Source organism: Curvibacter sp. GW821-FHT09D12 (assembly GCF_059416245.1).
In genome coordinates, this window is record NZ_JBWKOU010000003.1 from 30877 (window position 1) to 48712 (window position 17836).

Genomic DNA, 17836 nt, shown 5'->3' on the forward strand with positions numbered 1-17836 from the left:
GCCCGCCCATCAAAGGCCCTGCCCGTCAGCACCTGATCGCGCAGGGTGCCCGGTTTCTTGCCGGCCAGCAGCGGGAAGACCCGTCAATAAGGCAGATGGTCATGTTGAGGTTGCCGCGTACGGCTTGATGGGCGCCTGGGCAGTTTTGCGGCTGAAGTGCCATGGCCGGATGCTGGTGCGCTGGTCGCTTGTATGCCGCAGGACTCCACCGATACCGAGATCTTTTGGATTGCCCCCATCTTCTGAATGGCTTGCCGCAGCATAGGCACCCGATTGTGCCCCTCACTTGAAAGGAGATGTATGACCGTGCAGGCACCTGTGAAGACGGGCCTCCAGCTTTGGCAGGACGGCATCAGCAAGGCCCTTGGCGATGCCCGTTGGAACGAATGGGATTGCGAAGTTCAGACGGCAGTCAATGAGTACAACCGCCACCTTTCCCGTACCCCAGGTTTTCTTCCGTTGGACTGGCAACTCATCAAAGCCATCCTGTGGGTTGAAACTGGCGCGCATGCTTCAGAATGGAAAATCAAACCCATGCAAATTGGTGTCGTTGGCGATCCAGGGATGACTGCGCTTCTCTCTGACAGAGAAGGGGGGCATTTGATCATTCCACCGGCTTTGAAAGGCAGGTTGACCCCGGTAGGCATCCGTGCTGTTCCGGCTCTCAATATCCGGGCTGGGATCGGGTACTTGCTCATGCGCATGGCCAATTTTGAATACCAAAGTCAGCCGAGCGCAGACACCAGAACCTATCAGGTTGTGATCATGCCGGGTGACAGTTTTGAAAAAGTGGCGAAGGCGCATGGAACAACCGTCGATATGCTCAAAAAATTAAATCCCTCATCCGGCATTCTTCGGCCGGGGCAGGTGTTGAATTACAAAAAAGCATCGATTCAAAAGGTCATTACTGGTTGGAAGAATTTTTCGACCTTGTCGGTGGCCCTGAATTACAACTCCATGCGACGAGATATCAATTACGCCAAAAAGTTGGATCATGCTTTGTTGTTGATGCGTCAAGGGGAGTCCGGTCGATGCACACCCTGAATCGCATGGTTTTCTGTCTGGCTGTACCTTTCGCTCTTTCGGTATCTGCTGCCCCAGCAGATCCGATTCGCAGTGAACGAGGGCTGCTGGAGGAGTGTGGCGCATTTTCTCAAGCAGGAATGCGGGACTGCCTTGCCGCGAAGGCCGAAGCCAGTCAGAGCGCATTGCGGCAAGCTGAAGAGATGGGTGCTCGAATGCTATTGCGGTGGGATGAGGACGTTCAATATGTCAAGGGCGCCAAAGCCAAGCTGGTGGCCGCCAACGCGGCCTTCGCCAAGTACCGCGAAACCCAATGTCAATTTTCGGCTTCGCTCAGCGGTGGCGGGGCGGGCAATGGCCATGAGATGGGCCGCTTGGCTTGCCTTGCAACGTTGAACAACAGACGCGCCGAACAACTGCGTGAGGCGCTGTCTGATTTGCCTGTGAAATAGCGCCTCGCGAGCGTTGGGCCATCCCATGAACGTTCTGCTCGATGAGGGCAGTCCGCCTGCGTGACAACCCGAAGCTCTGTCACGATGCCGCCACCGCCCGCCCATCAAAGGCCCCGCCCGTCAGCACCTGATCGCGCAGGGTGACCGGTTTCTTGCCGGGCAGCAGCGGGAAGACCAGCTCCGCGAAGCGGATGGCTTCTTCGAGGTGGGGGTAGCCTGACAGCACAAAGCTGTCCACGCCCAGGTCGGCGTATTCCTTCAGGCGCTTGGCGACGGTTTCGGGGTCGCCCACCAGGGCGGTGCCGGCGCCACCGCGCACCAGGCCCACGCCGGCCCACAGATCGGGGCTGATCTCGAGCTTGTCGCGCTGGCCGCCATGCAGTTCGGCCATGCGGCGCTGGCCGACCGAATCCATGCGCTTGAAGTTCTGCTGGGCCGCGGCGATGTCGGCATCGCTCAGTCGGCTGATCAGGCGCTCGGCTTCGGCCCAGGCCTCGGCCCGGGTTTCGCGCACGATCACCTGAAGGCGCACGCCAAAGCGCACGGTGCGGCCATGCTGGGCGGCCCGGGCGCGCACATCGGCGATCTTTTCGGCCACTTGAGCGGGCGGTTCGCCCCAGCTCAGGTAGGCGTCGACATGCTTGGCCGCCAGCTCGTGCGCGGCCGGTGACGAGCCGCCAAAGTACAGCGGCGGGTAGGGCTGGCTGACCGGCGGGAAGTGGTTCCTGGCCCCTTGCACCTGCAGGTGCTGGCCCTTGAAGTCCACGGTTTCGCCCTGCAGCAGGCGCTTCCACACGGTCAGAAATTCGTCCGCTGCATCGTAGCGGGCGTCGTGGTCCAGAAACACGCCGTCGGCGGCCAGTTCGGTGGCATCCCCACCGGGCACCACGTTGAGCAGCAGGCGGCCGCCCAGGGCCTGGTCCAGCGTGGCGGCCTGGCGGGCCGAGGCGGTCGGGCCCGACAGCGAGGTGCGCAGCGCCACCAGCAGCTTGATGCGTTGTGTGGCACCGACCAGGCTGGAGGCCGTCACCCAAGGGTCCAGGCAGGAACTGCCGGTGGGGATCAGCAAGCCGTCATAGCCCAGTTGCTCGGCGGTCACCGCGATCTGGCGCATGTAGGCGTTGGTGGCGGGGCGGCCGAAGTCGGACTTGCCCAGGTAGCGCGTGTCGCCCGAGGTGGGCAGGAACCAGAAGATGTCGAGGCTCATGGTGTTCTCTTTTTCCTTGTGTTTGAAAAATGAGGGAAAGGGGTGAAGCTACTGCGTGGTGTGGATGTTTGTTTGGAACGCGGGCAAGGGTGGACAAGGGCGGCCCAGGGCCGCCTTGGCATCAGGGCGCCAGGTACAGCTCGGAGAAGCTGCCGCGGATGCCCTCGCCGGTGGGCGCGTATTGGTGAACGCGCTTGCTGCTCACGGTCACGTTCGGGTTGGCACCCACCTCGATCGACGGGATGTCCTTGTGCACCTGCTGCTGGAAGGCCACGAACAGGTCGCGCCGCTTGGCCTCGTCCACCTCGACAGCGGCGGCCTCCAGCAGGCGGTCCACCTCGGGGTTGACGTAGTGCGGTGCGTTCGAGAACGGCAGGCCGACCTTGAAGTTCTTGGACCAGAAGATGCGCTGCACGCCCACCGAGGGGTCGAAGATGTTGGTCAGCGATTCGAAGGTGACGTCAAAAGCGCGGTCGGTGTAGGCTTTGGTCACGTAGGTGGCAAAGTCGTAGGCCTCGATGTTGGCGTCCACGCCGATGCGGCCCAGTGACTGGCGCACAAAGTCAACCGCCCGGCGGTCGACAAAGGGGTTGAACAGCAGGCGCAGCTTCAGGCGCGTGCCTTGGGCGTCGCGCTTGTAGCCGACGGTGTCCAGATCAGCCTCGGCCTGCTTGGGGTTGAAGGGGTAGGGCTGGATGCTCTTGTCGTGGTAGCGGCTTTGCAAGGTGCCGATGGGCGAGGCCGACAACTTGCCCAGGCCCAGCCAGACGGTGCGGTTGAAGGCATTCAGGTCGAGGGCCTGGGCCAGGGCGCGGCGCACCTCGATCTTCTGCAGCGCCGGGGTGTCCAGGTTGAAGTAGATCTGCTGGTGGTCGCCCACATAGGCCCAGTTGCGCGATTCCACATTCACGTTGGGCAGCTTCTTGAAGCGCTCCACGTCGGTGATCGGAATGCCGCCCCCGCCGGCGCCCAGGTCCAGGCTGCCGGACTCCAGCGCGGCGGCGCGTGCGGCCGAATCGGTGACAAAGCGCACCACCACGCGGTCCAGGTAAGGCTTGGGCTTGTCCCAGTAGTGGGGGTTGCGCTCCAGGATGATGTGGCTGCCTTGCACCCACTCCTTGAACACAAAAGGCCCGGTGCCCACGGGGGCGCTGTTGTATTTGCTGGTGGCCACGTCGCCGCCTTCGTACAGGTGCTTGGGCACGATGGGCGATTCGGCCGCGGCCAGGGCGGTCAGCAGAAAGGGCGAGGGCTTGCTGAGCACGATCACCGCGGTGTGGGCATCCGGGGTGCGCACCTCGGTCACGTTGGCAAAGGTGGCGCGGCCGCGTGGGTGCACCTGTTTCAAGGTGTTGATCGAGAAGGCCACGTCGGCGGCGGTGAAATCCTTGCCGTCGTGCCATTTCACGCCTCGGCGCAGCTCGAACCTGTACTGCAGGCCATCCTTGCTGACGGTCCAGGCCGTGGCCAGCAGGGGTTTGGGGCGCAGCTCTTCGTCGTAGGTGAGCAGGCCTTCCACGATCTTGGGGCCGATCTCGGTGTTGCCGCCGGCCGTGGTGGTCAGGGGCACGATGGACGCGGGCACCGGGCTGATCGCCCAGTTGAGGGTGCCACCCGGCTTGGCCTGGGCCAGGGCGGCCTGGCCGCTCAAGGCCAGCAGGCCGGCCGTGGACAGGGCCAGGACCCGGCGGCGGTTCAAGGCGGTTGGGAAGAAGGGCAGGGTGCTTGCGGACATGCGCGTGTTCTCGGGTTGCAAAAGTCTTGGACCTGCGCATGGTCCGGCCCGGCCGCCCCCCTGACAACGAATCTTTGGTCGCTTGCTAACTACTTTTCTGCTGCCTGGGTGTGGGGTGGCGTTGGGGGCGGGCCTGCGGCGCGCGTTCATGAAACGTGCATGCATAGAACGATTTGTTCGTTGGCCACGGGGGAGGGGCTGGCTAGCATCGCCCACTTTCAGACCTTCCAAGGCCCCTCTCATGTTGTTTCATGCCTTTCAGGCCCCCCACCGGAGCGTGCCATGAGCCTGAGCGCTGAGCGTTGGCGTGCCATCGGGCGGACCCTGCGCCGCACGGCCTGGCAGGCTCTGCCGACCGTGCTGGGCGTGGTGGTGCTCAACTTCTTTTTGATGCAACTGGTGCCGGGCGATGCCGCCGACGTGGTGGCCGCTGAATCGGGCTCGGCCACGGCCGAGACCATGGCGCAGCTGCGCCACCATTTCGGGCTGGACCTGCCGGTGCTGCACCAACTGGCCAACTACCTCAGCCACCTGGCGCACTTCAGCCTGGGCACCTCACCGCGCTACAACCTGCCGGTGACCGAGCTGATCGGCGCGCGCCTGGGCAACACCTTGTTGTTGATGGTGGCGGCCCTCAGCCTGGCCCTGGCCCTGGGCATTGCGCTGGGCACCGTGATGGCCAGCCAGGTCGGGCGCTGGCCCGACCGGGTGCTGTCGGTGCTGGCCCTGCTTCTGTATTCCACCCCGGGCTTCTGGCTGGGGCTGATGGCCATCGTGCTGTTCTCGGTCAAGCTGGGCTGGTTGCCCACCGGCGGCAGCGGCAGCATCGACGCCGGCTTGAGCGGGCTGGACCGGGTGCTCGACACCCTGCGCCATCTGGTGCTGCCGGCCCTGGCCATGGCGGGCTTCTATGTGGCGATCTTCTCGCGCCTGACCCGGGCCGCCATGCTCGAGGTCAGCCAGCAGGACTTTGTGCGCACGGCCATCGCCAAGGGCCTGCACCCCTGGGCGGTCACGCTGCGCCATGTGCTGCGCAACGCGCTGATCCCCGTCACCACCGTGGCCGGCATGCACTTCGGCACCTTGCTGGGCGGTGCCGTGGTGGTCGAGACCGTGTTCAGCTGGCCCGGGCTGGGACGGCTGGCCTTCGAGTCGGTGATGGCGCGTGACTACACCGTGCTGCTGGGCATTTTGCTGATGTCTTCGCTGCTGGTGATCCTGGCCAATCTGCTGGTCGATCTGCTGCATGCCGCGCTGGACCCGCGCATCGGTTTGCGCTGAGGCGCGCCCGCGGAACCTCACCTCTTGAATCTGTCACTCGGAGAACGCCAACGTGTCGTCTGTTCCTCTTTCTGCCAGCACCGGCGTGGCCGCCCACGTGCCTGGCGTGGCCCTGCAGCCTGCGCCCGCTCTGCTCGTACCAGAACCCGGCCCCCGTCGCTTCGTGGCCCTGAAGACCTTGCTGCGCAACCCGGCGGCCGTGCTGGGGGCGGTGATCCTGCTGGGCATGACCGCCCTGGCGCTGCTGGCGCCCTGGCTGTTCCCGGGCGACCCGCTCGACATGGTGGCCCAGCCCCTGCTGTGGCCGGGGCAGGACGCGGCCTACCCGCTGGGCAGCGACTCACTGGGCCGCGATGTGCTGGCCGGGATGGCCCATGGCGCCCGCGTGTCGCTGGCGGTGGGCGTGGTGGCGGCCGTGCTCAGCCTGGCCATCGGCATCGCGGTGGGCGCTACGGCGGGTTACCTGGGCGGTGTGGTGGATGACGTGCTGGTGCGCCTGACCGAGCTGGTGCAGACCGTGCCCACCTTTTTGCTGGTGATCGTGGTGGTGGCCATCGGTCGCCCCTCGGTGGGTGTGATCGTGCTGGCCATCGGCCTGGCTTCATGGCCCGTGATTGCGCGTCTGGTGCGGGCCGAGTTCCGCACCCTGCGCGAGGCCGAGTTTGTGCTGGCGGCGCGCAGCCAGGGTTTCAGCCACCTGCGCATCATGGCGCAGGAGATGCTGCCCAACGCCTTGCCGCCGGTGATCGTCACCACCTCGGTGCTGGTGGCCAGCGCCATCCTGATCGAATCGGCCTTGTCCTTTCTCGGCATGGGCGACCCGAATGCCGTCTCGTGGGGCAGCATGATCGGCGAGGGGCGCGAGCTGCTGCGCACCGCCTGGTTTCTGACCGCCTTGCCCGGCGCGGCCATTGTGTTGACCGTGCTGGCCCTGAACCTGCTGGGCGACGGCCTGAACGACGCCTTCAACCCGCGCCTGCGTGGCCGTTGACACTGAACCTCACCGCGTGCTCACCATGACCCTCTCCATTGCATCCCAGCAGGCCGCCCAGGCCCAGGCTCCCCTGCTCGACATCCAGGACCTGAGCATCGCGTTTCGCGGCTCCCAGGGTTGGGTCCATGCCGTCAGCCATCTGAACCTCAGCCTGCAGCGCGGCGAAACCCTGGCCCTGGTGGGCGAGTCGGGTTGCGGCAAATCGACCACGGCCCTGTCGCTGCTGCGCCTGCTGGCCCCCGGGGCCGAGGTGACAGGCCGGCTGCTGTTCGAGGGGCGCGACATCCTGCAACTGCGCCCGCCCGAGCTGCGGGCCCTGCGCGGGCGCGAGATCTCGATGATCTTCCAGGAGCCCATGACCTCGCTCAACCCGGTGCATACCATCGGGGACCAGATCGCCGAGACCCTGCGCCTGCACGAAGGCCTGTCGGCCCTGGCGGCCCGGCGCCGGGCCATCGAACTGCTGGACCTGGTGCGCATTCCCGAGCCGCAGCGCCGCATCGATGACCACCCGCACAAGCTGTCGGGCGGGCAGCGCCAGCGCGTGATGATCGCCATGGCCGTGGCCTGCCGCCCGCGCCTGCTGGTGGCCGATGAGCCGACCACCGCGCTCGATGTCACCATCCAGGCCCAGATCCTGGAGCTGCTGGACGGGCTGCGCCGCGAGCTGGACATGGCCTTGCTGCTGATCACCCACGACCTGGGCGTGGTCTCGCAATGGGCCGATCGCGTGGCCGTGATGTTCGGTGGCGAAAAAGTCGAAGAGGCTGACACGGCCACCCTGTTTGCCCAGCCCCGCCACGCCTACACCCGCGGCCTGCTGGGGGCCTCGCTGCACGCCGGCCAGGTGCCGCACAGCAGCGAACGCCGCCTGCCCGAGATCAACACCGCCATCGACCTGGCCACGGGCCAGCGCCGCTTCGAGCTGGTGCAGCCGGCGCGCCGGGCCCCGCAGCCCGCCGTGCTGCCCACCGGCCAGCCCCTGCTGCAGGTGCAGGACCTGCGCACCGCCTACCGGGGGCGCGACGGGGCCCTGGTGCATGCGGTGGATGGGGTGTCGTTCGAACTGCGGGCCGGCGAGACGCTGGGCCTGGTGGGCGAGTCGGGCTGCGGCAAGTCCACCCTGTCCAAGACCCTGCTGCGCCTGCTCGACCCGGCCGAGGGCCGCATCGTGCTCGACGGCACCGACATCGCCGGGCTGCCTGAGCGAGCGCTCAAGCCCTGGCGGCGCCGCATCCAGATGGTGTTCCAGGACCCCTACGCCTCGCTCAACCCCCGGCGCAGCGTGCAGGACATCCTGGACACGGTGCTCAAGGTGCATGACGTGGCCTCACGCGATGAGCGCCGCCGCCGCATCGGTGAGATCCTGGAGCGTGTGGGCCTGCCCGCCTCGGCCGCCAGCCGCTACCCCAATGAATTCTCGGGCGGCCAGCGCCAGCGCATCGGCATAGCCCGGGCGCTGGTGGTGCGGCCCGCCCTGGTGGTGCTCGACGAGCCGGTGTCGGCGCTCGACGTGTCCATCCAGGCGCAGATCCTGAACCTGCTGGTCGATCTCAAGCAGAATTTCGGCCTGTCCTACCTGTTCATCTCGCACGACCTGTCGGTGGTGCGCCACATCGCCGACCGGGTGATGGTGATGAACCAGGGCCGCATCGTCGAGGCCGGCCACCACCGCGAGATCTGGGAGCGACCGCAACACCCGTACACCCGCAGCCTGATCCAGGCGGCACCGCACGCGGACCGACGCCGCGCGGCCTGACCTGGACCCGGCAAGACGGGCGCGGTGAGCGCCCTGCAGGCTGGCGAATGGGGTGCTAAAGTGCCCCTCACCCCGCAGGGCGCCGCCCTCAGAACGGGGCCAGGAGACCTGTACCCCATGAGTGACGATTCCTCTGCGGCCAAGCCGCCCCGCTACCGTTCGGCCACCCTGGTCGAAGGCACCATCCGCGCCACCACGCGCAGCTTTCTGTACGCCCTGGGGCAGGACGATGAGGACATCGCCCGGCCCCACATCGGTGTGTTTCACACCGGCGGTGAAATGAGCCCCTGCAACCTCAACCTGCGCGAGCAGGCCCAACACGCCAAGACCGGCATCTACGCCGCGGGCGGCACACCGCACGAATGCCCGGTGGTGTCGGTGAGCGACGGCCTGACCATGGCCCACTCGGGCATGCGCTTTTCGCTGGTCTCGCGCGAGCTGATTGCCGACAGCGTCGAGGCCTCGGTGCGCGGCCACCAATGGGACGGCATCTTTGCCATCGGGGCCTGCGACAAGAACCTGCCGGGCCTGATGATGGGCATCGTGCGCTGCAACGTGCCCGGCGTGTTCGTGCATGGCGGCTCGGCGTTGCCGGGGCAGATGCCCGGGCCCGACGGGCGCGACCTCAATGTGGTCGATACCTACGAGACCATCGGCCAGGTGTTGGCCGGCCAGGCCAGCACCGAGGAACTGGCCCAGGTCAGCCACGCCTGCCTGCCCACGGCCGGGGCTTGTGCCGGCCAGTTCACGGCCAACACCATGGGCATGGTCAGCGAGGCCCTGGGCCTGGCGCCCATCGGCTCCAGCATGCTGCCCGCCGTGTTCAGCGAGCGCGCGCCCTTGATGCGGCGCACGGCACGCCAGTTGATGGCGGCGGTGCAGGCCTCTTTGACCGGCGGCGGGCCCCTGCCGCGCGAGGTGATCACGCGTGAGGCGCTGGAGAACGCCTGCGCCGTGGTGTCGGCCACGGGGGGCTCGACGAATGCGGCCCTGCACATCCCGGCCATCGCACACGAGGCCGGCATCCGCTTTCACCTCGACGACGTGGCCGAGGTCTTCGCCCGCACCCCGCTGATCGCCGACCTGCGCCCCGGTGGCCGTTACCTGGCGCGCGATGTGCACTACATCGGCGGGGCCGGGGTGATCCTGCGCGAGTTGCTGGCGGGCGGCTACCTGCATGGTCAGGCCCTGACCTACACCGGGCGCACCCTGGCCGAAGAACTGGCCACGGCGGGCGCCCCCGATGGGCGCGTGGTGCGGCCCATCGACCAGGCCCTGAGCCGCGACGGTGGCGTCGCCGTGCTCAAGGGCAATCTGTGCCCCGATGGGGCCCTGCTCAAGACGGCCGGCCTCAAAACCCTGGTGCACACCGGCCCCGCGCGGGTGTTCGAGAGCGAGGAAGAGGCCCAGGCCGCCGTGCAGGGCCTGCGCTACCAGGTGGGCGATGTGATCGTGATCCGCAACGAAGGCCCCCAGGGCAGCCCTGGCATGCGTGAGATGCTGGGCATCACCGCCTTGCTGTACGGTCAGGGGGTGGGCGACAGGGTGGCCTTGTTGACCGACGGTCGCTTTTCAGGCGCCACCCGCGGCCTGTGCATCGGCTATGCCGGGCCCGAGGCCGTGGCCGGGGGCCCGATCGGGTTGCTGCAGGACGGCGACATCGTGCGCATCGATGCCCGGCCCGAGGCGCGAAGCATCAGCGTGGACTTGAGCGAGGCCGAACTGGCCCGGCGCGCCGCTGCTGCAGCCCGCCACCAGCGCCCGCCGCTGGGCGGCGTGCTGGAGAAGTACGCCGCCACCGTGCGCCCGGCGCACCAGGGCGCGGTCACCCATTCTGGGGGCGTGGTGTGGCTGCGTGACGACAGCTGATGCCGGCGCTTTCCGTATGATCCGGCGGCCCAGCAGACGCCGGGGCCACTGCTGGAACCTGACATGAGCAAACTGGGCCTGACCCGCGAAAAAATCTACAAAACTGTGGCCCGCCAGCTGCACGGTCAGGTGCCGTGCTGGGTGTGCGGCCAGCATGTGCCCCATGCCGAGGCCACGCTGGAGCACATCCAGCCCTTGAGCGAGGGGGGCAACAGCCACCTGGAGAACCTCGCCATCAGCCACGGCCATTGCAACAGCCAGCGCCATGCCAAAGGGGCGGCAGGCTGAGTCATGAATTCTTGATCTTCATCAAGTTGATGGCGCCCGAGACCAGCATCTTGGGTCAAGTGGTTACATTTAGAAACTAACATGGCCCCCCTGGGGCCTTTGGTCCTGGCCGCGCCATTGTTCGCACCCTGTCCTGTACCCCTGTCATGAACCACACTGCCTCCGCCTCCTCGGGCCACAAGCTCGCCCACACCTTGTCCGGCCTCATGGGGGCGCTGGTTCTGGGATGCATGACCGTCGGGGGCCTGGCCCTGACGGCCGTGACCTGGATCGACGGCGAGGCCCTGCAGGCCCAGCAGGCGCTGGCCGAGCGCCATCAACTGGTGCTGCGCTGGCAGGCCGAGATCCGCATCACCAACGATGCCGCACTGTCGTCCGTGATGAACACCAACCCGGTGTCCCAGGGCGTGCTGGACCAGCGGGTTCAGGCCGGCTCGGCCGCCATTGCCGAGCTCAGCGCCCAGCTGGGCCGGGCCCAGGCCAGCGAGGCCGAAAAGCAGGCCATGGCCCAGGTGCAGCAGCAGGGCACCCAGGTCGCGGCGGCCATTGCCAAGCTGCAGCAGACCAAGGCGGCGGGCGAACTCGCCCGGGCCGTGCTGGGCGTGAACCGCGAACTCAAACCCTTGGTCGAGGCGCAGCTGAAATCGCTGCAGGCCTACAGCGCCCAGGTGGCCCAGGCCACGGCCGATCAGGCCAAGGCCTATGAAACCCAACGTCGCGACGTGCTGTGGTTGGCTCTGGCCGGTGCTGCCGTGGCCGTGGCGCTGGGCCTGGGCTTGAGCCTGCGCATCAGCCGCCGGATCGCGCGCGACATCGAAGCGGGCCTGCGCACCGCCGAGGCGATCGCCGCGGGCGATCTGGGGCAGTCGGTGCAGTCGCAACGCCGGGATGAACTCGGTGACCTGGTGCGCGCCCTGGAGCGCATGCGTCAGCGCCTGGGGGGCACCTTGCGCGACATCCAGCATTCGGTGGGCCAGATGGCCACCGCCACCCGTGAGATCGCCAGCGGCAACCAGGACCTGCACCAGCGCAGCGAACAGGCCGCCGATGAGCTCAAGACCACGGCCGATGCCATGGGCGAGATCCATCAGGGCATGCAACAGGCGGCCAATGCCGCGGTCACGGCCCGGCATCTGGCCGAACAGACCTCTGAGGTGGCCGGTCGGGGCGGTGCGGTGGTGGGCGAGGTGGTCAGCACCATGGATCAGATCTCGCAGGCCAGCCGCCGCATCGCCGACATTGTGGGCGTGATCGACGGCATTGCCTTCCAGACCAACATCCTGGCCTTGAACGCCGCCGTCGAGGCAGCCCGTGCCGGTGAGGAGGGGCGCGGATTCGCGGTGGTGGCCGGCGAGGTGCGCACCCTGGCCCAGCGCTCGGCCGCCGCCGCGCGCGAGATCAAGACCCTGATCGGCGGCAGTGTGGAGCGGGTCGAGGCTGGCTCCCGGCTGGTCACCGATGCCGGCCAGACCATGCGCGAGATCGTGGCTGGCGTGGCCCAGGTGTCCGAGGCCATCCGCCAGATCAGCGACTCGACGGCCTCGCAAAGCCAGGGCATTGAGAGCGTCAATGGTGCCATCGGTCAGCTCGATGCGGTGACCCGCGAAAACACCCGCCGGGTGCAGGACAGCACAGCCGCGGCCCAGGCCTTGCAACATGAGGCCAGTCACCTGGCCGAGGCGGTGGACCGCTTCCGTCTGGCGGCTGCCTGAACCTCGCTGCTGACCTGCCCGGACCCTGCTCGACAGGGTAGGGCGCAGTCTGTAAGACAATCTCACCCTTTGGCACCCCGGTCCGGGGCTGTGTTCGGGGGGCATGCGGGCTGTGCTGCGGGGCGGCTTGCCGCGCGCGGGCTTTTATCAGAAGACGAGATTTTTTCAGTTGCAAACGAATTTCACCAGCTCTGCGCTGGTCCGCCTGCTGGCCGAGCGCGCCGGTGTGCCAGGGCCTGTTTCCGGGGGGGCAGAGCGCGATTTCGCCGAGCGTCTGAGCCAGTGGCTCAGTGCGTTCGACGCCATCACCCTGCGCGGTGTGCAGCAGCAGCTCCAGGCCCTGGCCGACGGGGCGGCGCCGGCGACACCGCCCACCGAGGCCCAGTTGGCCGCCCTGAAAAAGCTGCTGGAGCGCGTGCGCGGCAGCCTGCTGCGTGGCCTGGCCGATGTGAATGCGGCCGCCGTGGCCTCGGCTGCGGCCGGGCAGGGGCCGGCCTCGCTGCCCGGCATGCGCCTGCCTGCGGGCATGAGCAAGTACGTCGACCAGACCGAATTGCCGGGCGGGGAGGGGACTTATGCCGCATTTCAGCAGCGTTACCTCGATCAGCAGCGCCAGATGGAGACGAAAATCGCGTCCCTGCGTGGCCATGTGCGCCAGGTGCTGGGGGCGGCTACGCCGCGCCTGCAGCAGTTGGCCGCCCTGGACGCTGCGATGGACAAGATGATTGACGCCCGGCGGCAGCAACTGCTGGGTCGGGTCAGTCCGCTGTTGGAGCGGCGCTTCGAGCAGCTGCGCCAGGCCCACGAGGCCGCCCGGGCGGCCCAAGCGCCAGAGGCAGCGGCTGCACCGGGCGCTGACTGGCGGCCAGGCGGCTGGCTGCATGGCTTCAGCCGCGAGTGGCAGGAGGCCCTGGTGGCCGAGTTGGAGGTCCGGCTGCAGCCGGTGGTGGGGTTGATGGAAGCTTTCGGCAACGAGATCGAGAAAAGAATTCAATGAACAGGTTTGTTTTTGCGTTGGCCTTTGCCACGGGGCTGCTGAGCGTGGGCTGGGTGGCCTGGGGTTTTGTCGGGTCGAGCTGGGTGGCCTTGTTGATGACCGGCGTGATTGCCGGGGTGTACCTGTTGGGCGCCTTCGAGGTCCGCCGTTTCAGGGCGGCGACGCAGGCTTTGCAAGAGGCGCTGGAGGGCTTGAGCCAGCCACCGGCCGAGTTGGCCACCTGGCTGCAACAGCTGCCATCGGCGTTGCGCCACCCCGTGCGCCTGCGGGTCGAGGGCGAGCGGGCCGCCTTGCCGGGCCTGGCGCTCACCCCCTACCTGGTGGGTTTGCTGGTGATGCTGGGCATGCTGGGCACCTTTCTGGGCATGGTGATCACCTTCAAGGGCGCCGTGTTTGCCCTGGAGGGGTCGACCGATCTGCAGGCCATCCGCAGCGCGCTGGCTGCGCCCATCAAGGGCCTGGGCCTGTCGTTTGGCACCTCGGTGGCCGGCGTGGCCGCATCGGCCGTGCTGGGGTTGCTGTCGGCCCTGAGCCGGCGCGAACGGCTGCAGGTCTCGCGCCTGCTGGACAGCCGCGTGGCCGGTGTGCTTCGGCCCTTCTCGCTCAGCCACCAGCGCGAACAGACCTACAAGGCCTTGCAAGGTCAGTCACAAGCCTTGCCGGTGGTGGCCGAACGCCTGCAGACCTTGATGGAACAGCTGGAGCAGCGCAGCGAACGCCTGAACGAACAATTGCTGGCCCGCCAGGACCAGTTCCATCAACAGGCCGGCGTGGCCTACACCGACCTGGCCACGGCCGTGGGCCGTTCGTTGCAGGACAGCCTGAGCGCCGGGGCCCGGGCCGCGGGCGAAAGCATCCAGCCGGTGGTGCAGGCCGCCATGGCTGACATCGCACAGCAGGCTGGGCAACTGCACCAGCGTCTGGGTGAGGTGGCGCAAAGCCAGGCCGAGGGCCTGTCGGCTCAATTCAGTGCCACCGTGGGCCAGGTGGCCGCCCACTGGCAGCAGGCCTTGCAAGAGCAGTCGCAGACCGGGGCCCAGTTGATGCAGGGCCTGGACCAGAGCCTGAGCGCCTTCACGACCGGCTTCGAGCAGCGCTCCTTGCACCTGGTGGAGGGCGTGCACGACGCGCTGCGCCAGTCACGCACCGAACAGGCCCAGGCCGACCAGCAGCGCCTGCAGGCCTGGACGCAGGGGTTGGGGGGCATGACCCAGGCCTTGCAGGCCGAATGGCGGCAACTGGGGGCCCAGCAACTGGCTCAGCAGCAGGCGGTCTGCACCGCGCTGGAGACCACGGCCGCCACCCTGGATGAGCGCAACGCCCAACAGGCCAGCCGCGTCCGAAGTGACCTGGACCAACTGGTGGCCCGCTTCGAACAACTGGCCCAGGCCCGGCTCGATGCCGAGGCCCAGGCCCAGGCCGAGCAAGTGGCGGCTGACCGCCAGCGCCTGGAAGCCTGGGGCCAGGCCCTGGGCTCGGTGGCGCAAAGCCTGCAGGGCGAGTGGCAGCGTGTGGGCGAGCAGGCCCTGGCGCAGCAGCAAACCCTGAGCCGCACGCTGGAGCAGACGGCCGCCGCCATCGGTGAGCGCAGCGCCGAGCAAGCGGCCCGCACCCGGGCCGACCTGGACCAACTGGTGACCCGCTTCGAACAACTGGCCCAGGCCCGGCTCGATGCCGAGGCCCAGGCCCAGACCGAGCAAGTGGCGGCTGACCGCCAGCGCCTGGAAGCCTGGGGCCAGGCCCTGGGTTCGGTCGCCCAAAGCCTGCAGGGCGAATGGCAGCGTGTGGGCGAGCAGGCCCTGGCCCAGCAGCAGGCCCTGAGTCAGACCCTGGAGCAGACGGCGGCCACCATCAGCGAGCACAGCGCCGAGCAGGCGCGGCAGACCCTGACCGAGACCCGCCAGCTGCTCAGCCGCCTGGATGCCTTGGCCCAGGCCCGTTCCGAGGCCGAGATCCGCTCACAGGCCGCACAGGAGGCGGCAGACCGACAGCGCCTGGCCGATTGGTCACAGGCCCTGGGCAGCATGGCCGGCACCTTGCAGGTCGAGTGGCAGCGCGTGGGCCAGCAGGCCCTGGCCGGTCAGCAGCAGCTGTGCCAGACCTTGGAGAAGACGGCGGGTGAGTTGGGCGAGCGCAGTGCCGAGCAGGCGCGCCGCACCCTGGCCGACATGGCCGCCCTGGTGGCCCGCCAGGACGAATTGACCCAGGCCCGCAGCACCGCCGAGGAGCGCTGGTTGCAGCAACAGGGCGAACGCATGGACCAGCTGGCCGCTTTGTGGCGCCAGGAGCTGGGCGCCTTGCGCGACGATGAAGCGCGCCGCGGCGACGCTGCCGTGCAGCGCCTGGGCGATCTGCAGGCGGCACTGGCCAGCCAGTTGGCCACCCTGGGCCAGACCCTGGAGGCGCCGATGGCGCGCCTGATGCAAAGTGCCGCCGAGGTGCCGCAGGCCGCCACCGCGCTGCTGGCCCAGGTGCGCGAACAAATGGGCGCGCTGGACCTGCGTGACCAGGCCGCCTTGCAAGAACGCAGCGGCCTGATGGAGCGCCTGAACCAACTGCTGCTGAGCCTGGAGCAGGCCTCGGCCGAGCAGCGCGACAGCGTGCAGGCCCTGCTGGGCCAGGCGCTGGGCACCTTGGGCCAGGCTGGCACCCAGTTCACCGAGACCCTGAGCAGCCATGCCGTGCGTGCCGAGGACCTGGCCGTGCACCTGCGCGGCGGCGCCATCGAGCTGTCCAGCCTGGGCGAGGCCTTCCATCAAGGGGTGCAGTTGTTCAGCAGCAGCAATGAAAAGCTGGCCGAGGGCCTGCAACGGGTCGAGACCGCCATCACCCAGTCGATGGCGCGCAGCGACGAGCAACTGGCCTACTACGTGGCCCAGGCCCGCGAGGTGATCGACCTGAGCATCAGCGCGCAGCGCGGCATCGTGGATGATCTGCGCCGCCTGCAGGCCCAGGCCACGGCGGCCGGGAGCGCCTGATGAGCCAGCTGGAGGAGATGGACGAGGGCCTGGAGCAGACCGCTCCGGTGTGGGCCGTGTTCGGCGACCTGATGACCGGCCTGCTGGGGGCCTTTGTGCTGGTGCTGCTGGGCGTGCTGGTGGTGCAGATGGACCTGGTGGACCACCTTCAGGTCGAGGTGCAGAAGCGCCAGGTCGAGGAACGGCGTCGCATCAGCCTGGAAAAGGCGCTGGCGGGCCCGCTGGCGGCAGGGCGGGTGACGCTGAACAACGGGCGCATCGGCATCAGCGGCAGCGTGCTGTTTCCGTTCAACTCAGACCAGTTGCGGCCCGAAGGCCGGGCCTTGCTCAAAAGCCTGGTGCAGCCCCTCAAGGTGTACCTGGCCGAGCGTGACGAGATGCTGATGGTCAGTGGTTTCACCGATGACCGCCCGATCCAGGAAGGCAACCGACGCTTTGCCGACAACCTGGAGCTGTCGGCCCAGCGGGCCTTGACCGTGACCCGGGCGCTGGTGGACGAGGGCATGCCCTCGTCGCAGACCTTTGCCGCCGCTTTCGGGGCCGAGCAGCCCGTGGCCTCGAACGCCAACGAGGCCGGCCGGGTGCTGAACCGGCGTGTCGAGATGGCGCCTGTGCCCAAATCGGCCCCGGCCCCGGCGGCCGTGACTGACGGCCGCGACCCACGTCCATGATGTCGCTTGTGCCCCCAGCGATGGAGCCCGCCCTGGCCGACGCAGACGAACTGGCTAGGGCCCTGGCCCGCTTGCAGGCCTTGCACGAGGCCGGGGCGGGGCAGGCCGACCCCATCGGGTTGGCCTATCTGGAAAGCCTGGCCCGCCAGGCGCAGGCGCAGGCGCACTATGGGCCCTTGCGGGCCCGCTTGCAGCGGCGCCTGGGTGAGGCGCTGGACCGCTTTGAGCAGGCCCTGGCCCGGGCTGTGAACGAGCCCCGTCCGGCGCCCGGCGACCCGGCCTTGACCCGCCCCGCACCGGCCGCGGTGCTGGCCGAGCTGAACCGCCTGCTGCGTGAGGCCAGTGCGCCGGCCCCCTTGGCCGATGGCGAGGAGGCGGTGTCGGCGCCCGTGCGCAGCCCGGCCGGCCGACCCGAGATGAAGAGCGTGACCCGGTTTCGCGAGGGTTGGTCGCGCCTGCGCGCCGAGACCCGCGTCACGGAAGCCTTGGGCCGCAAGCCAGAGAACGCCGGCCCGCTCAATTCGCACGCGCTGTTGCTGCGCTCGCTGGACCTGATGCGGGGCCTGTCGCCCGACTACCTGCGCCGCTTTGTGACGCACGTCGATGCCTTGCTGTGGCTGGACGCTGCCGGCCAGAAGCCCCAGCCGCCCAAGGGCAAAGGCAAGCCCGGGGCTGCACAGCGTCGGGTCAAACGCACGTAGCTTGACCCAGGTTTTGCAGATTTTAAAATTGCATAAATGATTTTCTGAAATTATTTATGCCGTTTCAATGTGGCAAAAAAGGGTTTGTGAGGTATAAACACGCTCTGTGAAATGCGTTCTTTGATGAACGTGTTCATTTGGTCCTTTGAGGCCGTCCCGCCAGACTGGT

At 67.9% G+C, this 17836-nt stretch carries 14 protein-coding genes; 12 read left to right on the plus strand and 2 right to left on the minus strand.

The genetic code is table 11. The features are described 5' to 3' along the window. The first annotated feature begins 300 nt into the window (after positions 1–300). Positions 301–1044, plus strand: coding sequence for a LysM peptidoglycan-binding domain-containing protein (locus AC07PT_RS05140; RefSeq protein WP_494655995.1), 744 nt, complete (start codon positions 301–303; stop codon positions 1042–1044). Then, complete coding sequence (locus AC07PT_RS05145) at positions 1032–1475, plus strand: lysozyme inhibitor LprI family protein (protein WP_494655996.1); 444 nt, start codon at positions 1032–1034, stop codon at positions 1473–1475. The genes AC07PT_RS05140 and AC07PT_RS05145 overlap by 13 nt, the downstream gene beginning before the upstream one ends. Before the next feature lie 79 nt (positions 1476–1554). Here the strand turns inward: AC07PT_RS05145 and ssuD are convergent, their stop codons facing one another. Further along, positions 1555–2682, minus strand: coding sequence for an FMNH2-dependent alkanesulfonate monooxygenase (gene ssuD, locus AC07PT_RS05150; protein WP_494655997.1), 1128 nt, complete (start codon positions 2680–2682; stop codon positions 1555–1557). Between the two features lie 121 nt (positions 2683–2803). Further along, positions 2804–4417, minus strand: a complete 1614-nt coding sequence (locus AC07PT_RS05155; protein WP_494655998.1) for an ABC transporter substrate-binding protein — start codon at positions 4415–4417, stop codon at positions 2804–2806. Positions 4418–4699: 282 nt separating this feature from the next. On the opposite strand from AC07PT_RS05155, the gene AC07PT_RS05160 reads away from it, so the two are divergent. The 10 genes from AC07PT_RS05160 (at position 4700) to AC07PT_RS05205 (ending at position 17667) form a co-directional block, all read left to right on the plus strand. Next, positions 4700–5698, plus strand: coding sequence for an ABC transporter permease (locus AC07PT_RS05160; protein WP_494655999.1), 999 nt, complete (start codon positions 4700–4702; stop codon positions 5696–5698). A gap of 130 nt (positions 5699–5828) precedes the next feature. After that, entirely contained in the window at positions 5829–6689 is an 861-nt protein-coding gene (locus AC07PT_RS05165; RefSeq protein WP_494656272.1) for an ABC transporter permease, read from the plus strand. 25 nt (positions 6690–6714) lie between these two features. Next, positions 6715–8451 (plus strand): ABC transporter ATP-binding protein, encoded by a 1737-nt coding sequence (locus tag AC07PT_RS05170; protein ID WP_494656000.1) that lies wholly within the window; start codon positions 6715–6717, stop codon positions 8449–8451. A gap of 117 nt (positions 8452–8568) precedes the next feature. Next, positions 8569–10320: a dihydroxy-acid dehydratase gene (gene ilvD, locus AC07PT_RS05175; protein WP_494656001.1), complete on the plus strand. Its 1752-nt coding sequence runs from the start codon at positions 8569–8571 to the stop codon at positions 10318–10320. A gap of 63 nt (positions 10321–10383) precedes the next feature. Beyond that, the gene (locus AC07PT_RS05180) at positions 10384–10608 is read left to right on the plus strand and encodes an HNH endonuclease (protein WP_492345402.1); all 225 of its coding nucleotides are present in this window, start codon (positions 10384–10386) and stop codon (positions 10606–10608) included. A gap of 146 nt (positions 10609–10754) precedes the next feature. Beyond that, complete coding sequence (locus AC07PT_RS05185) at positions 10755–12320, plus strand: methyl-accepting chemotaxis protein (protein ID WP_494656002.1); 1566 nt, start codon at positions 10755–10757, stop codon at positions 12318–12320. Between the two features lie 169 nt (positions 12321–12489). Beyond that, positions 12490–13317 carry a DUF3348 family protein gene (locus AC07PT_RS05190; protein WP_492345404.1) on the plus strand — a complete coding sequence of 276 codons (828 nt, stop codon included), beginning with the start codon at positions 12490–12492 and terminating at the stop codon, positions 13315–13317. Continuing rightward, complete coding sequence (locus AC07PT_RS05195; RefSeq protein WP_494656003.1) at positions 13314–16295, plus strand: DUF802 domain-containing protein; 2982 nt, start codon at positions 13314–13316, stop codon at positions 16293–16295. The genes AC07PT_RS05190 and AC07PT_RS05195 overlap by 4 nt, the downstream gene beginning before the upstream one ends. Next, complete coding sequence (locus AC07PT_RS05200) at positions 16295–16966, plus strand: OmpA family protein (RefSeq protein WP_492345406.1); 672 nt, start codon at positions 16295–16297, stop codon at positions 16964–16966. The genes AC07PT_RS05195 and AC07PT_RS05200 overlap by 1 nt, the downstream gene beginning before the upstream one ends. Further along, the gene (locus AC07PT_RS05205) at positions 16963–17667 is read left to right on the plus strand and encodes a DUF2894 domain-containing protein (protein ID WP_494656004.1); all 705 of its coding nucleotides are present in this window, start codon (positions 16963–16965) and stop codon (positions 17665–17667) included. The genes AC07PT_RS05200 and AC07PT_RS05205 overlap by 4 nt, the downstream gene beginning before the upstream one ends. Positions 17668–17836: the final 169 nt, after the last annotated feature.

Coding starts and splice junctions, on each gene's coding strand:
- AC07PT_RS05140 (WP_494655995.1), top strand. CDS start 301: ATGACCGTGCAGGCACCTGTGAAGACGGGCCTCCAGCTTTGGCAGGAC.
- AC07PT_RS05145 (WP_494655996.1), top strand. CDS start 1,032: ATGCACACCCTGAATCGCATGGTTTTCTGTCTGGCTGTACCTTTCGCT.
- ssuD (WP_494655997.1), bottom strand. CDS start 2,682: ATGAGCCTCGACATCTTCTGGTTCCTGCCCACCTCGGGCGACACGCGC.
- AC07PT_RS05155 (WP_494655998.1), bottom strand. CDS start 4,417: ATGTCCGCAAGCACCCTGCCCTTCTTCCCAACCGCCTTGAACCGCCGC.
- AC07PT_RS05160 (WP_494655999.1), top strand. CDS start 4,700: ATGAGCCTGAGCGCTGAGCGTTGGCGTGCCATCGGGCGGACCCTGCGC.
- AC07PT_RS05170 (WP_494656000.1), top strand. CDS start 6,715: ATGACCCTCTCCATTGCATCCCAGCAGGCCGCCCAGGCCCAGGCTCCC.
- ilvD (WP_494656001.1), top strand. CDS start 8,569: ATGAGTGACGATTCCTCTGCGGCCAAGCCGCCCCGCTACCGTTCGGCC.
- AC07PT_RS05180 (WP_492345402.1), top strand. CDS start 10,384: ATGAGCAAACTGGGCCTGACCCGCGAAAAAATCTACAAAACTGTGGCC.
- AC07PT_RS05185 (WP_494656002.1), top strand. CDS start 10,755: ATGAACCACACTGCCTCCGCCTCCTCGGGCCACAAGCTCGCCCACACC.
- AC07PT_RS05195 (WP_494656003.1), top strand. CDS start 13,314: ATGAACAGGTTTGTTTTTGCGTTGGCCTTTGCCACGGGGCTGCTGAGC.
- AC07PT_RS05200 (WP_492345406.1), top strand. CDS start 16,295: ATGAGCCAGCTGGAGGAGATGGACGAGGGCCTGGAGCAGACCGCTCCG.
- AC07PT_RS05205 (WP_494656004.1), top strand. CDS start 16,963: ATGATGTCGCTTGTGCCCCCAGCGATGGAGCCCGCCCTGGCCGACGCA.